The 14695-nt window shown below is 68.6% G+C and carries 17 protein-coding genes; 15 read left to right on the forward strand and 2 right to left on the reverse strand.

The annotated features are described in order from the left end of the window. Positions 1-93 precede the first annotated feature (93 nt). The 6 genes from lepA (at position 94) to recO (ending at position 5547) form a co-directional block, all read left to right on the forward strand. Positions 94-1884, forward strand: coding sequence for a translation elongation factor 4 (gene lepA, locus AC06FD_RS01870; protein WP_259206518.1), 1791 nt, complete (start codon positions 94-96; stop codon positions 1882-1884). A 99-nt stretch (positions 1885-1983) separates the two neighbouring features. Continuing rightward, the gene (gene lepB / locus AC06FD_RS01875; RefSeq protein WP_259206103.1) at positions 1984-2778 is read left to right on the forward strand and encodes a signal peptidase I; all 795 of its coding nucleotides are present in this window, start codon (positions 1984-1986) and stop codon (positions 2776-2778) included. A 32-nt stretch (positions 2779-2810) separates the two neighbouring features. Beyond that, complete coding sequence (locus AC06FD_RS01880) at positions 2811-3194, forward strand: DUF4845 domain-containing protein (RefSeq protein ID WP_478076855.1); 384 nt, start codon at positions 2811-2813, stop codon at positions 3192-3194. After that, entirely contained in the window at positions 3184-3864 is a 681-nt protein-coding gene (gene rnc / locus AC06FD_RS01885) for a ribonuclease III (protein ID WP_259206094.1), read from the forward strand. The genes AC06FD_RS01880 and rnc overlap by 11 nt, the downstream gene beginning before the upstream one ends. Continuing rightward, the gene (gene era / locus AC06FD_RS01890) at positions 3861-4757 is read left to right on the forward strand and encodes a GTPase Era (protein ID WP_259206089.1); all 897 of its coding nucleotides are present in this window, start codon (positions 3861-3863) and stop codon (positions 4755-4757) included. Before rnc ends, era begins: the two co-directional genes overlap by 4 nt. Positions 4758-4824: 67 nt before the next feature. Next, positions 4825-5547, forward strand: coding sequence for a DNA repair protein RecO (gene recO, locus AC06FD_RS01895; protein ID WP_259206087.1), 723 nt, complete (start codon positions 4825-4827; stop codon positions 5545-5547). Between the two features lie 363 nt (positions 5548-5910). Here the strand turns inward: recO and AC06FD_RS01900 are convergent, their stop codons facing one another. Then, complete coding sequence (locus tag AC06FD_RS01900) at positions 5911-6636, reverse strand: response regulator (protein ID WP_259206084.1); 726 nt, start codon at positions 6634-6636, stop codon at positions 5911-5913. Positions 6637-6774: 138 nt separating this feature from the next. Here AC06FD_RS01900 and rlmD point away from each other — a divergent pair, with 138 nt between their 5' ends. Continuing rightward, positions 6775-8109, forward strand: coding sequence for a 23S rRNA (uracil(1939)-C(5))-methyltransferase RlmD (gene rlmD, locus AC06FD_RS01905; RefSeq protein ID WP_394160969.1), 1335 nt, complete (start codon positions 6775-6777; stop codon positions 8107-8109). Between the two features lie 58 nt (positions 8110-8167). On the opposite strand, the gene AC06FD_RS01910 is transcribed toward rlmD, so the two are convergent. Further along, on the reverse strand, positions 8168-8800 hold the full coding sequence (locus AC06FD_RS01910; RefSeq protein WP_478076856.1) for a hypothetical protein: 633 nt from the start codon (positions 8798-8800) through the stop codon (positions 8168-8170). Between the two features lie 60 nt (positions 8801-8860). Between AC06FD_RS01910 and AC06FD_RS01915 the strand changes: the two genes are divergently transcribed. From AC06FD_RS01915 to AC06FD_RS01950, 8 genes are all read left to right on the forward strand, one after another. After that, a complete protein-coding gene (locus AC06FD_RS01915; RefSeq protein WP_259206071.1) occupies positions 8861-9364 on the forward strand; it encodes a CYTH domain-containing protein in 504 nt (167 codons plus the stop codon). A 43-nt stretch (positions 9365-9407) separates the two neighbouring features. After that, positions 9408-10097: a DsbA family oxidoreductase gene (locus AC06FD_RS01920; protein ID WP_478076857.1), complete on the forward strand. Its 690-nt coding sequence runs from the start codon at positions 9408-9410 to the stop codon at positions 10095-10097. A gap of 97 nt (positions 10098-10194) precedes the next feature. Continuing rightward, entirely contained in the window at positions 10195-11202 is a 1008-nt protein-coding gene (nagZ, locus tag AC06FD_RS01925; protein ID WP_259206067.1) for a beta-N-acetylhexosaminidase, read from the forward strand. Continuing rightward, entirely contained in the window at positions 11202-11756 is a 555-nt protein-coding gene (locus tag AC06FD_RS01930) for a hypoxanthine-guanine phosphoribosyltransferase (RefSeq protein ID WP_259206064.1), read from the forward strand. The genes nagZ and AC06FD_RS01930 overlap by 1 nt, the downstream gene beginning before the upstream one ends. Beyond that, complete coding sequence (locus AC06FD_RS01935; protein ID WP_259206061.1) at positions 11756-12502, forward strand: S-methyl-5'-thioinosine phosphorylase; 747 nt, start codon at positions 11756-11758, stop codon at positions 12500-12502. Before AC06FD_RS01930 ends, AC06FD_RS01935 begins: the two co-directional genes overlap by 1 nt. A gap of 88 nt (positions 12503-12590) precedes the next feature. Continuing rightward, entirely contained in the window at positions 12591-12800 is a 210-nt protein-coding gene (gene cspE / locus AC06FD_RS01940; protein ID WP_259206060.1) for a transcription antiterminator/RNA stability regulator CspE, read from the forward strand. Between the two features lie 118 nt (positions 12801-12918). Then, positions 12919-14166, forward strand: a complete 1248-nt coding sequence (locus tag AC06FD_RS01945) for an FAD-dependent oxidoreductase (protein ID WP_478076858.1) — start codon at positions 12919-12921, stop codon at positions 14164-14166. 259 nt (positions 14167-14425) lie between these two features. Next, positions 14426-14695, forward strand: coding sequence for a hypothetical protein (locus tag AC06FD_RS01950; protein ID WP_394160959.1), 270 nt, complete (start codon positions 14426-14428; stop codon positions 14693-14695).

A 14695-nucleotide genomic window follows, 5' to 3' on the forward strand; every position in this document is an offset into this window, starting at 1 on the left:
AGCCGGGCCCACGCGGGATCGGGCCGGCCATGCGATAATCCGCAGTCATCCTGACGACGCGACGCGCCGCCGCCACCTATGTCTTCTGATTCGATGCGGTTCATCCGCAACTTCTCCATCATCGCCCACGTCGACCACGGCAAGTCCACGCTGGCCGATCGCATCATCCAGCTTTGCGGCGGCCTCCAGGCCCGCGAAATGGAGGCGCAGGTGCTCGACTCCAACCCGATCGAGCGCGAGCGTGGCATCACCATCAAGGCCCAGTCGGTCTCGCTGCCGTATGTCGCAAAAGACGGCCAGACCTACCACCTGAACTTCATCGACACCCCCGGGCACGTCGACTTCTCCTATGAAGTCAGCCGCTCGCTGGCCGCCTGCGAAGGCGCGCTGCTGGTGGTCGATGCGGCCCAGGGCGTGGAAGCGCAGTCGGTCGCCAACTGCTACACGGCGGTCGAGCAGGGGCTGGAAGTGGTGCCGGTGATCAACAAGATCGACCTGCCCACCGCCGACATCGACCGGGCCAAGGCCGAGATCGAGGCCGTCATCGGCATCGACGCCACCGACGCGGTCGCGGTCAGTGCCAAGACCGGCCTGAACGTGGTCGACGTGCTGGAGGCGATCGTGCATCGCATCCCGCCGCCGGTGCCGCGCGATACCGACAAGCTGCAGGCGCTGATCATCGACTCGTGGTTCGACAACTACCTGGGCGTGGTCTCGCTGGTGCGCGTGATGCAGGGCCAGATCAAGGCCGGCGACAAGCTGCAGGTGATGTCCACCGGCCGCACCCACCAGGTCGACAACGTCGGCGTGTTCACCCCCAAGCGCAAGGTGCTGCCGGCGCTGCGTGCCGGTGAAGTGGGCTGGGTCACGGCCAGCATCAAGGACGTGCACGGCGCGCCGGTGGGCGACACCCTGACCCTGGCCGCCGACCCGGCCGCCAAGCCGCTGCCGGGCTTCCAGGAAATGCAGCCGCGCGTGTTCGCCGGCCTGTTCCCGGTCGACGCCGAGGACTACCCGGATCTGCGCGAGGCGCTGGACAAGCTGCGCCTGAACGACGCGGCGCTGCGCTTCGAGCCGGAAAGCTCCGAGGCGATGGGCTTCGGCTTCCGTTGCGGCTTCCTGGGCATGCTGCACATGGAAATCGTGCAGGAGCGCCTGGAGCGCGAGTACAACCTGGACCTGATCAGCACCGCGCCGACCGTGGTCTACGAGGTGCTCAAGACCGACGGCACGATCATCAACATGGACAACCCGGCCAAGCTGCCGCCGGTGAACCATGTGCAGGAGATCCGCGAGCCGATCATCCGTGCCAACGTGCTCACCCCCGAGGAGTACATCGGCAACATCATCAAGCTGTGCGAAGAGAAGCGCGGCAGCCAGATCGGCATCAACTACCTGGGCAGCCAGGTGCAGATCAGCTATGAGCTGCCGATGGCCGAGGTGGTGCTGGACTTCTTCGACAAGCTCAAGTCGGTCAGCCGGGGCTACGCCTCGCTGGATTACCACTTCGTGCGCTTCGATGCCGGCCCGTTCGTCCGCGTGGACGTGCTGATCAATGGCGACAAGGTCGACGCACTGTCGCTGATCGTGCACCGCAGCCATGCCGACCGCCGCGGCCGCGAGCTGTGCGAGAAGATGAAGGAACTGATCCCGCGCCAGCAGTTCGACGTGGCCATCCAGGCCGCCGTCGGCTCGCAGATCATCTCCCGCACCACGGTCAAGGCCATGCGCAAGAACGTGCTGGCCAAGTGCTATGGTGGCGACGTTTCGCGCAAGAAGAAGCTGTTGGAGAAGCAGAAGGAAGGCAAGAAGCGCATGAAGCAGGTCGGCCGCGTGGAAATCCCGCAGGAAGCCTTCCTGGCCGTGCTGCAGATGGACAAGTAAGGCTGGACGGCATCTCCCGCGCCGCGCGGCACCGCCCTGGTGCCGCCGGGCGCGCAGGACAGGCATCCGCACCGCTGCAACCGTTCCCAAGGACACTGCATGAAATTGTTTGAGATCCTCCTGGTCGTATTGACGCTGGGCTCGGGCCTGGTCCTGCTGGCCGACCGCCTGTACTTCGCCAAACGGCGTGCCGCCCGTGCCTCGCTGCTGGACACCGAGCCGGTGCTGGTGGACTACGCGCGCGCGTTCTTCCCGGTGCTGGCGATCGTGCTGGTGGTGCGCAGCTTCATCGCAGAGCCCTACAAGATCCCGTCCAGCTCGATGATGCCCAACCTGCTGATCGGCGATTTCATCCTGGTCAACAAGTTCTCCTACGGCCTGCGCCTGCCGCTGAACAACGCCAAGGTCGTGCCGCTGGGCGAGCCCAAGCGTGGCGACGTGGTGGTGTTCCACTTCCCGGGCCATTCGGACAACGATCCGGCCAAGGGCGAGAACTTCATCAAGCGCGTGATCGGCGTGCCGGGCGACCAGATCGTGTTCCAGGGCAACGGCCTGATCCTCAACGGCGAGCCGGTCAAATACGACAACAAGGGCCTGTACGCCGGTCACCGTGGCCAGGGCGAGGGCAGCCAGCTGCTGGTCGAGCACCTGCCGGGCCGCACCCACACCGTGCTGGAGACCGAGTACCCGCGTGGCGAAGGCCAGTGGACCGTGCCGGCCGGCAAGTACCTGGTGATGGGCGACAACCGTGACAACAGCGATGATGGCCGCTTCTGGGGCCTGCTGCCGGAGGAAAATCTCCGCGGCAAGGCGTTCCTGATCTGGCTGAACTGCTCGGGCTGGTTCTGCAAGGACGGTTTCGAGCCGTCGCGGATCGGTACGGGTATCAATTGATCCATGGCACAGGCGTATCTGGGGAGAACGCAATGAAGACGATGAACACGCAGCGCGGCATGACCTTGACCTCGTTCCTGGTGGTGCTGATCGTGATTGGTTTCGGCCTGTACATCGGCATGAAACTGTTCCCGATGTACCAGGAGTACCACGCGGTACGTTCGGCGCTCAAGGGCCTGGCCAAGGAGCCGGGCGTGGGCAAGATGGAACCGGCGCGCGTGCAGGACATGTTCTTCAAGCGCCTGAACATCAGCTACTCGGAAAATGTGAAGCCGGCCAACGTCAAGTTCGATCGCATCGACGGTGGCTGGAACATGAAGGTCGACTACGAGGTCCGCCGCGAACTCATCGGCAACCTCGACGTAGTGGGCAAATTTGATACGAACCAGGAATTGACCCTCAACGGTGTCGACTAAGACTTTCCAACGCGGTGACCGCATCGGTCACGCCTTCCAGGATCCGGGCCTGCTCCAGCAGGCCCTGACGCATCGCAGTGCCGGGTCGCCGAACAACGAGCGGCTGGAGTTCCTTGGCGACAGCATCGTCAACATGATGGTGGCCCAGGCGCTGTACCAGCGCTGGCCCAAGGCCGATGAAGGCGCGCTCACCCGTGCCCGCGCCGAACTGGTGCGCGAAGGCGCGCTGGCGGTGATCGCCCGCACCCTCGAGCTGGGCGACCGGCTGATCCTGGGGCCTGGTGAAATGAAGACCGGCGGCCATCGCCGCGATTCGATCCTGGCCGACGCCCTGGAGGCGGTGGTGGCGGCGATCTACCTCGACGCCGGCTTCGCGGCCTGCCAGCAGGTGGTGCTGCCCTGGTTCGGTCCCTCGATGGAGGCGCTGCCGGCCACCGGCAAGCCCGAGAAGGACCCCAAGACCCGCCTGCAGGAATGGCTGCAGGCCCGACAGAGGACGCTGCCGCTGTACGAGCTGTTGTCAGAGTCGGGTGACGACCATGCCAAGACCTTCCGGGTACGCTGCGGCGTAGCCGATCCCGCTGTCAGCACCGAAGGCGAAGGTGCCTCGCGACGGCTGGCCGAACAACAGGCGGCTGCGGCCGCCCTCGAGCAACTGGATTCCAAGTGAGCGAAGCAACCTCCCATCATTGCGGCAGCGTGGCGGTCATCGGCCGCCCCAACGTCGGCAAATCCACCCTGACCAACGCCCTGGTGGGCGCCAAGGTCAGCATCGTGTCCAACCGTCCGCAGACCACGCGGCACCGGCTGCTCGGCATCGCCAGCTACCCGGAAGGGCAGTTGGTGCTGGTGGACACGCCCGGCCTGCACCGGGTGCAGAAACGCGCCATGAACCGGGTCATGAACCGCGCCGCGCGCGGTTCGCTGGAAGGCGTGGACGCGGGCATGCTGGTGATCGAAGCCGGGCGCTGGGACGAGGAGGACACCCTGGCCTTCAACGTGCTCAGTGACTCGGGCATCCCGGTGGTGCTGGTGGTCAACAAGGTCGACCGCCTGAAGGACAAGGCCGCGCTGCTGCCGTTCCTGCAGCAGGTCACCGAAGGCCGCACGTTCGCCGCCGTTCATCCCATTTCGGCGCAGAAGCGCAATGGCCTGGAAGCCCTGGTGCGCGACCTGCTGAAGCTGCTGCCGGAAGCGCCGCCGATGTTCGGCGAAGATGAGATCACCGACCGCAGCCAGCGCTTCCTGGCCGGCGAACTGGTCCGCGAGCAGTTGATGCGTCAGCTGGGCGAGGAACTGCCGTACGCCACCACGGTGGAGATCGAGCGCTTCGTCGAGGACGGCAACCTGCTGCGCATCGGCGCGGTGATCTGGGTCGAGCGCGAGGGCCAGAAGGCGATCGTGATCGGCAAGGGCGGCACCCGCCTGAAGGACATCGGCGCCAAGTCGCGCATGCAGATGGAACGGCTGTTCGGCGCCAAGGTGTTCCTGGAGACCTGGGTGCGCGTGCGTGAAGGCTGGTCCGACGACGAAGCCGCGCTGAAGGCGTTCGGCTACGAATAAGCCGGGCAGGCGTGTCGTCCACCGACGGCCGCCGGCCTGCCACCTGCCTGCCGTGGACGGCTGAGCCATGCGCATCGACGACGAACCCGCTTTCGTGCTGCATGCCAGGGCCTGGCGGGAGACCAGCCTGCTGGTGGAAGTCCTGACCGAGCAGCACGGCCGGCTCGGGCTGCTCGCGCGTGGCGTCAGCAGCCCGCGCAGCCAGGCGCTGCGCGCGGCCCTGCAACCGCTGCAGTGGATCCGTTTCAGCGCCGTGCAACGCGGTGAACTGGCCCAGTTGCGCGGCGCCGAGGCACTCGATGCCGCGCCGCGGCTCGGTGGCGATGCCATGCTGGCCGGCTTCTACATCAGTGAACTGATCATGCGGCTGGCGCCCCGCCAGGATCCGCTGCCCGAGCTTTACGACCACTACGGCCTGGTGCGGCAACGGCTGCGCGACGGTGAGCCGCTGGCCTGGACCCTGCGCCGGTTCGAGCGCGACCTGCTCGACGTCCTCGGCGTTGGCTTCGACCTGGCCCATGGCAGCGATGGCGAGCCGGTCGACCCGGCCGCCCGCTACGAACTGGATCCGCAGGAGGGGCCGCGCCGCCTGCTCAGCGAGCGGGGGGCCGACCCGCGCCGGGGCACGGCGACCGGCAGCGCCTTGCTGGCCCTGGCCGAGGATCGCCTGCCGGGGGCCGACGACCTGGCCAGCCTGCGCCGGAGCATGCGCGCGGTGCTGCTGCACCACCTGGGCGGGCGCGGCCTGAAGTCGTGGGAAATGCTCGAGGACCTGTCGCGCCGCCGCTGACCGGGCGGAAAGGGCACGCCATCGCGGCCCGGTAGAGCCGGGCCACGCCCGGCTACGTGCGGTCCCGGTAGAGCCAGCCCATGCCCGGCCAAGTGCAGTCCCGGTAGAGCCGGGCCATGCCCGGCTACGTGCGATCCCGGTAGAGCCAGCCCATGCCGGGCCAAGTGCGTTCCCGGTAGAGCCGGGCCATGCCCGGCTACGTGCAGTCCCGGTAGAGCGGGGCCATGCCCGGCCAAGTGCAGTCCCGGTAGAGCCGGGCCATGCCCGGCTACGTGCGATCCCGGTAGAGCCAGCCCATGCCCGGCTACGTGCAGTCCCGGTAGAGCCGGGCCATGCCCGGCTGCCTCGGCCTCACCCTCGTCCTCAATGCAACAATGATTCCACCGCCGCACGGAACTGGGTATGCGCCCCGCTGGACTGCGGCGCCTGGTGCAGCTGTCGCACCGCCCGGGCCAGCCGCGCCGCACCGACGAAGCCGCAACTGGCCTGGAGCCGGTGCAACTGCCCGTGCAGCGCACGCACGTCCTCTTGCAGCAAGGCCTGTGCGACCGCGTCGCGGACCCCGGGCAACTCGGCCAGGAACAGCTCGCGCAGGGCGATCAGGTGATGGCGCTGGCCATTCAGGGCCGCCAGGGCGGTGATCTCGTCCCAGTCCTGGCGTTCGCCTTCGGCGCTGCCGCCGATGGGGGACGGGGCGCTGCCGGGGCTGTTGACCAGCGCCCGACGCACCGCCTTGAGCAGTTGTTCGCCGGTGAGCGGCTTGACCAGCGTTTCGCTGAAGCCGGCATCGCGCAGGCGCGCGTGCATGCTGGTATCGCCGTCGGCGGTATGCGCCAGCGCCGGGGTGTCCGGCCGCGAGCGGCGCAGCTGCTCCAGCAACTGGGTGCCGTTGCCGTCAGGCAGGTTCACGTCGATCAGCCACAGGTCGTGCTGGCCGCTGCGTGCGCGGTCCATCGCCGACGCCAGCGAATCGGCGGTATCCACCTCGGCGGGCAGGGTCTCCAGCGCGGCCTTGAAGAAGCCGCGACTGATGGTGTCGTCCTCGACGAGCAGGAATCGGGGCATGGGATCCCGCGGGGTCATCTGCATTGGGGCTGCCTCCATGTCAGCTATGCACCATATTAAACATGCCGACGCCCGCTGCAAGCGGTTCCAACCGGGTTGGCGGCAGTCCGAGCCACGTATCTGCGACAATACGCACCCTTTTTGCCCGCAGCCTGTTGCCACGTGGCCCGATCCCGCTCCCGCCTCGACCGTACCCCCTTCCAGACCGACATCCTCGACCTCAGCCACGATGGCCGTGGCGTGGCCCGCCGCGACGGCGAGGGTAGCAAGGTCACCTTCATCACCGGCGCGCTGCCGGGCGAAGTGGTGACCGCCGAACCGACTGCCCGCAACCGCCACTTCGACGAGGCGCGCACCCTGGAGGTGCTGCAGCCGTCGGCGCAGCGGGTGACCCCCCGGTGCCCGCATTTCGGCGTCTGCGCCGGCTGCGTGCTGCAGCACCTGGAGGAGTCCCAGCAGATCGTGGCCAAACAGCGCGTGCTGATGGACAACCTGACCCGGATCGGCCACGTCAGCCCCGGCACGGTGTTGCCGCCGCTGGTCGGCGAGAGCTGGGGTTACCGCCGCAAGGGGCGGTTCTCGGTGCGTCGGGTGGAAAAGAAGGACAAGACCCTGGTCGGCTTCCGCGAGCAGGACCCGCGCTTCGTGGCCGACCTGTCGCAGTGCCTGACCGTGATCCCGGAGATCGGCAGCAAGGTGGGCGCCATGGCGACCTTCATCGAGACCCTGGACGGCAAGCGCGATATCCCGCAGATCGAGTTCATCGCCGGCGATGACGCGATCATGCTGACCATCCGCCACATGCAGCCGCTCAGCGACGCCGACCGCGCCGCATGGACCGCCTTCGGGCAGGAACATGGCTTTGCCATTTCGCTGCAGCCCGGCGGCGTGGAATCGGTGCAGCCCCTGTGGCCGGCCGAGGTGCCCCTGTCGTTCAAGCTGGCCCCGTGGGACGTGGAGCTGGCGTTCCGCCCGCTGGACTTCATCCAGGTCAACGCCTCGCTCAACGTGAAGATGATCGCGCTGGCGCTGGACCTGCTCGACGCCGGCCCGGACGAGCGCGTGCTCGACCTGTTCTGCGGGCTGGGCAACTTCACCCTGCCGCTGGCGCGTACCGTGCGCGAAGTGGTCGGCGTGGAGGGCGAGGCCGGGCTGGTGGCGCGCGCCAAGGAAAACGCGGCGCGCAACGGCCTGGACAACGCGCAGTTCTTTGCCGCCGACCTCACCCAGGACCAGCGCCAGACCCCGTGGATGCGCCAGGGCTTCGACAAGCTGCTGCTGGATCCGCCGCGGTCGGGCGCCATCGAGGTGCTGCAGCAGCTGCCGCTGAAGCAGTTCAAGCGCATCGTGTACGTGAGCTGCCACCCGGGCTCGCTGGCGCGCGATGCCGGCTACCTGGTCAACGAGCAGGGCTTCACCCTGGTCAGCGCCGGTGCGATGGACATGTTCCCGCACACCGCCCACGTGGAAAGCATCGCGGTGTTCGAAAAGCGCTGAGCCGCGCCTGCGCTCGAGCCGCCGATGCCGCGCATCGGCGCTCGGCCCACCCGGCGCCTCACTGCGCCGGCGCGTTCACCCAGTGGCCGTCCCGCCAGGCGAACGCCATGGTCTGGTGGCCGCGTTCGCCGCCGGCACCGGCGCTGACATCGCACTCGATCACCGGCGCGTCATCGCCGACCGCGCAGTCCTGCACGCCGAACACCTCGGCCTCGCGCATCGCCAGCGCCAGGTCCTGGCGCGTGCCCGCATCCTGCTCGCGTGCCAGGCGGGCCGCGAAGCGTTCGCGCAGCAGCACCTGTACCCGCGCCAGCGGCGGCACCGGCACCGGCAACGCACGCTGCGCGTACTGCAGTTCCCATGCCTCGCCCACGCGACTGAAACGCAGCAGGCGATGCACCACCTCCGGCCCGGCCTGGGCCGAGCCGATGCAGTCCACGCTCGGCACTGCCGCATCGGCGGCCGGCAGGCAGCCGGACAGGGCCAGCAGGCGCGGGCGGAACGCGTCGGCGATCAGGCGACGGGTGGGGCTCTCCGGGCGCTCGGCGATGGCCTCCTCGAACAGACGGTCCATCGCAGCCTGGGCCTGGGCCACGGTCGGATCGGGCATGCCAGCGGCCTGCGCGGCGGGCAGCGCCATCAGCAGCATCGGCAGGGCGGCCAGCGGCGGGAAACGGGGGCAGCGTGGCATCGGGGGACCGGCTCGTTGGAAAGGGCGCGCAGTGTAGGCCGCGCGCGCCATAATGCGCGCATGGGCATTGAAATCGAACGCAAATACCGGGTCACCGGCGATGGCTGGCGCACTGCCGCGCACGCGGTGATCCCGATGGCGCAGGGCTACATCAACGACACCGCCGCGCTGGACAGTGGCGCGCAGAAGGCCTCGGTGCGCGTGCGCATCCAGGGCGAGCAGGCCTTCCTCAACCTGAAGTCGCGCGAGATCGGCCACACCCGGCAGGAGTTCGACTACCCGATTCCCGTCGAGGATGCGCGCGCGCTGCTGGCGCTGTGCGTGGGCGGGCTGATCGACAAGCGCCGGCACCTGGTTCACCACGCCGGGCTGGTCTGGGAAGTGGACGAATTCCTCGGCGACAACGCCGGTCTGGTGGTGGCCGAAGTCGAACTGGACCACGCCGACCAGGCCATCGACCTGCCGGACTGGGCGGGTGCCGAAGTCACCGACCAGGTCCGCTACTACAACCTGGCCCTGGCCGCGCACCCGTTCGCGCGCTGGTCGGCCGCTGAACGCGGCTGAGCCCCGCCTTGCATTCGGCCAGGGCGGCCCACAGTGTGGTGGCATGAAAATCGAAATCTGGTCCGACGTGGTGTGCCCCTGGTGCTGGATCGGCAAGCAGCGTTTCGAGCAGGGCCTGGCCCTGCTCGGCGACGAGGCGCCGCAGGTCGAGGTGACCTGGCGTCCGTTCCTGCTCGACCCGGACGCGGGCACCACCCCGGTGCCGCTGCGCGAGGCGTACCAGGCCAAGTTCGGCAGTGCCGAGCGCACCGCGCAGATCCTTACCCAGACCCAGGCCACCGCGCGTGCCGAAGGCCTGCCAATGGACTTCGACCAGGGCCAGGTGCGGGTGACCACGCTGCCCGCGCATCGGCTGATGTGGTTGGCCGGGCGTGAAGGCGTGCAGGCGGCCGTCGGCGAGGCGCTGTTCCGGGCCCATTTCGTCCATGGCCGCAACCTGGCCGAGCCGCAGACCCTGATCGAGGCCGCCGCCGCCGGGGGGATCCCGGCCGAGCGGGTCACTGCGCTGCTGGCCGGCGAGGAGGGTCGGGAGGAGATCGACGCCCAGCTCGCCCGGGCCCAGGCGTTGGGCATCCAGTCGGTGCCGACCTTCGTGGTCAACGACCGTTACGCGCTCCAGGGCGCCCAGCCGCCGGAAGCGTTTGCCCAGGCGCTGCGCCAGATTGCCGCCGAAACGGCCCAGCCTGCCGGGCCCGCCGGTGGCGATCGCTGCGACGTGGACGGTTGCGCCTGAGTGAATGCGCCCAGGGCCGCAGCCGTGGCCTAGCGCGTGTGCGTTCTGCGACAATGCGGCGGTGCGCCATCACGGCGCCCCGTATTGGAGATCGACCATGCTCGTGATCGGCGTCGCCGGGACCGAACTCACCGCCCAGGAACGCGCGTGGCTGCAGCACGACGCCGTGGCCGGGGTGATCCTGTTCAAGCGCAATTTCGCCTCGCGCCAGCAGGTGGCCGAGCTGTCGGCCGCGATCCGCGCCGCCGCACCGCGCCCGCAGTTGATCTGCGTGGACCAGGAAGGGGGGCGGGTGCAGCGCTTCCGCGATGGCTACAGCGCGCTGCCGCCGCTGCACGGCTTCGATGCGCTGTACCGGCAGGATCCTGAGGCGGCGCTGGCCCTGGCCGAGCAGCACGCCTGGCTGATGGCCAGCGAGGTGCGCGCCAGTGGCGTGGACCTGAGCTTCGCCCCGGTGGTCGACCTCGGCCGCGGCAACCTGGCCATCGGCGATCGCGCCTTCAGCGCCGATCCGCAGGTGGTGGCGGCGTTCACCGCCGCCTACGTGCGCGGCATGCACAGCGTAGGCATGGCCGCCACCCTCAAGCACTTCCCCGGCCATGGCACGGTGCGCGAAGACACCCATTTCAACGATGCCTCCGACCCGCGCTCGCTGGACGAGCTGCGCGCGCTGGACCTGGTGCCGTTCGCCGCCGGCATCGATGCCGGCGCCGATGCGGTGATGATGGCCCACGTGGTCTACCCGCAGGTGGCCCCGGAGCCGGCCGGCTACTCGCCGCGCTGGATCCAGCAGATCCTGCGCGGGGAGATGGGCTTCGGCGGCGTGGTGTTCTCCGATGACATCGGCATGGCGGCCTCGTTCTCCGCCGGCGGCGTGAAGGCGCGCGTGGATGCGCACCTGGATGCCGGCTGCGACGTGGTGCTGGTCTGCCACCCCGAACTGGTCGAAGAATCGCTGCGCGCGGTCGAACCGCGCACCCTCAATACCGCCGCGCTGCTGGGCCTGATCGGCCGCGGCGCGCTTGGCTGGGATGGCCTGCTGGCCGATGCCCGCCACGGCGCCACCCAATCCCGTTTGCTTGACACCCTTGGAAGAACCGTCTGATGCCCAACCTCACCATTTCCCAGGCCCTGGCCAAGGCCGACCTGCTGGTCGACCGCCCCACCATCGACACGGCCATCGCCGGCATCGCCGACGCCATCGCGCGCGACTACAAGGGCGAAGTGCCGCTGTTCCTGTCGATCATGCACGGCGCGCTGCCGTTCGCCGGCCAGCTCGCGCTGGAACTGGGCGCACGCGGCCAGGACGTGCAGTTCGATTACCTGCACGCCACCCGCTACCGCGGTGAAACCACCGGCGGCGACCTGGTCTGGAAGCACAAGCCGGCCACCGCGCTGTTCGGCCGCCGCGTGCTGCTGGTCGACGACATCCTCGACGAAGGCTACACGCTGCAGGGCGTGCGCACCTGGTGCCTGGAGCAGGGCGCCACCGACGTGCGCATCGCCGCACTCACGGTGAAGAAGCACGACCGCGCGCTGCCGGACGTGAAAGCCGACTACGCCGGCATCGAACTGCCGGACCGCTACGTGTTCGGGTTCGGCATGGACGTCAACGAGACCCTGCGCTGCGTGCCGGCCATCTACGCGATGAAGGAATGATGGAACACATTGCACTGGCCGTCATTGGCGGCACCGGCGTGTACAAGCTGGCCCAGCTCGACGATGTCAGCAGCCACCAGGTGGAAACGCGTTACGGCACCCCGTCCGGCCCGATCCGGGTCGGCACGCTGCTCGGCCAGCGCGTGGCGTTCCTCGCCCGCCATGGCGAGGGCCATTCGCTGCCGCCGCACAAGATCAACTACCGCGCCAACCTCGCTGCGCTGCAGCAGATCGGCGCCACGCGGGTGCTCGCGCTCAATACGGTGGGCGGCATCACCGACCAGTTCGGCCCGCGCGTCCTGGCCTGCCCGGACCAGTTGATCGATTACACCTGGGGCCGCATCTCGACACTGAGTGAAGAACCCGGCAGCGAGGTGCTGCACGTGGACTTCGGCCATCCGTACACGCCGATGCTGCGCAGCAAGGTGCTGGCCGCGGCCAAGGTCACCGGCGTGCGCCTGCACGACGGCGGCTGTTACGGCGCCACCCAGGGGCCGCGGTTGGAGACCAATGCGGAAATCGCGCGGATGCGCCGCGATGGCTGCGACCTGGTCGGCATGACCGGCATGCCCGAAGCGAGCCTGGCGCGTGAGCTGGGGCTGGACTACGCGTGTCTGGCGATCGTGGCCAACTGGGCCGCCGGCTGTGGCGATGGCGATGAAATCACGATGGCCGAGGTGTTGGCGAACGTGGATGCCGCCTCGGCCGGATTGCCGGAACTGGTCGGCGAATTGGCGCGGGGGTGATTGTCATTGCGGAGCAAGCTTTGCATACTCCGCCAGTGCGCTGGTTGAGCGTACACCACCCATTCATTGAAGAAGGTCTCGCATCACCATGCCGAACGGTACCGTCAAGTGGTTCAACGACGCCAAGGGATTTGGCTTTATTTCGCCGGAGGACGGCAGCGCCGACGTCTTCGCGCACTTCTCCGCGATCAACTCCAAGGGCTTCCGCAGTCTGCAGGAAGGCCAGCGTGTCACGTATGACGTGACCCAGGGCCCGAAGGGCGCCCAAGCCTCGAACATCGTGCCGGCGGCTGAGTAATTCTTCGCGCCGTGCATTGAAAACCCCGCTTCGGCGGGGTTTTTTTTAGCGGTCGCCGCGCAGGCTGTCGGTCGCTGACCCGCGCAGCGCGTGATGTAGATCACGAATAAGGACATCCATGACACAACGACGGACCATCGCCATCGTCGGCTACGGGACGGCGGGGCAAGCGCTTGCCGTGCTGCTTTCACGCGATCATCACGACGTGCACGTTTTCGAACGCGTCGCGGAGCCGGGCCCGGTGGGTGCCGGCTTCCTGCTGCAGCCCAGTGGCCTGGAGGTGTTGTGGCAGATGGGGCTGCTGCCGCAGGTGCTCGCACACGGCGCGCCGGTGCGACGCCTGTATGGCGACACTCCGTGCGGCCGTACCGTGATGGAGATGGGCTACGCCAGCCTGGACCCCCGCCTGCATGGGGTCGGCATGCAGCGTGGCGCGCTGTTCGCGTTGCTGGCCGATGCATGGACACATCCGCAGAACCTTCAGGCCGGCACGGGCATCGTCGACGTGGATGCCGACCAGGGGCGCGTGCGCGACGCGCGCGGTCACTGGCATGGGCCGTACGACCTGGTGATCGCCGCCGACGGTTCGGCCTCGGCCCTGCGCACGCACGTGCAGGGCACCCGGCTGGATCGCGAATACCCGTGGGGCGCGCTGTGGTGCCTGCTGCCGGGCGGCGATTGGGCGCACCCCGACGAGCTGCGCCAGCGCTACGTGGCGGCGCGCAAGATGATCGGCTTGTTGCCGGTGGGCACGCGACCCGGCAATGACGTGCCGCAGTTGAGTTTCTTCTGGAGCCTGCCGCGTGACCAGTTCGCGCAGTGGGAACGTGACGGCCTGCAGCGCTGGCTCGATGAGATCGCCACCTTGTGGCCGCAGGCGCACGCGCGGCTGGGCGGCATCGGCGACGGCGCGCAGCTGGCGCGCGCCGGCTACCGCGACGCGGTGATGACGCGCTGGAGCCGTGGCCGGCTGGTGCTGGCCGGCGATGCCGCGCATGCCATGAGCCCGCAGCTGGGACAGGGCGCGAACATGGCCCTGCGCGACGCGCTGGCGTTGCGCGATGCGTTGCGCGTCCACTCCAACCGCGACGCCGCGCTGCAGGCCTATGCCGCGCAGCGGCGCGCGCACGTGGCGATCTATCACTTCTGGAGCCGCTGGTTGACGCCCTTGTTCCAGTCCGAGCGGGACATGGCCGCGCGTGCGCGCGACCTGTTGCTCAAGCCACTGGGCGACCTGCCGGGCGGACGCGGGCACATGCTGCGCGTGCTCAGCGGCACCCAGCGTGGCTGGCTCGGCAAGCTCGGGTTGTCGCCCGGCTTCATCGAGGCGATGGCCACGCACACCCAGGCGCGCACGCCCGGGTAACCGCCGCAGCGGCCTGCCTGCGCCGTCGGTGAAGAGCCGATTAACATTCATTGACGGTGGACTCACCCTGGATCTGCGACAAGGGAAGGGCAGACGCAGCCGCGTGTGCTCCTGTCGCCCACCGCCACGACCATCGTGCCGGCGAGGCCACCGCTACCCTTTGGATGCCCTGGAGCCACACCTTGCCAAGCGCAGGGTGGCGTGCGGCGACTGCGCCCCCGGTCCGCGATGGACCGATCGCACCCCGAAGGAGATCGACATGTTGTTCCCGGCCGAAGCCCTGGATGCTGAAATCTGCAAACTGCGCGGACTACTGCAGATGCTGCATGAGGATCAGCCCGACATGATGGACGATGTATTCGAATTCCACGTCACCAGCCTGATCACCCACGCCGCGCCAGACCAGCACGCGCGCATCCGCGCCGCGGCACGCGCGATGATGGGCGAGATCCTGCGGCAACCGGTGCGGCCCCGGCCGCAGACCCCGGACATCCGGCTGATGCCGGACGTGCTGGTCCCGGCGATGTAG

The organism is Stenotrophomonas sp. Steno-Z1, from assembly GCF_056393175.1.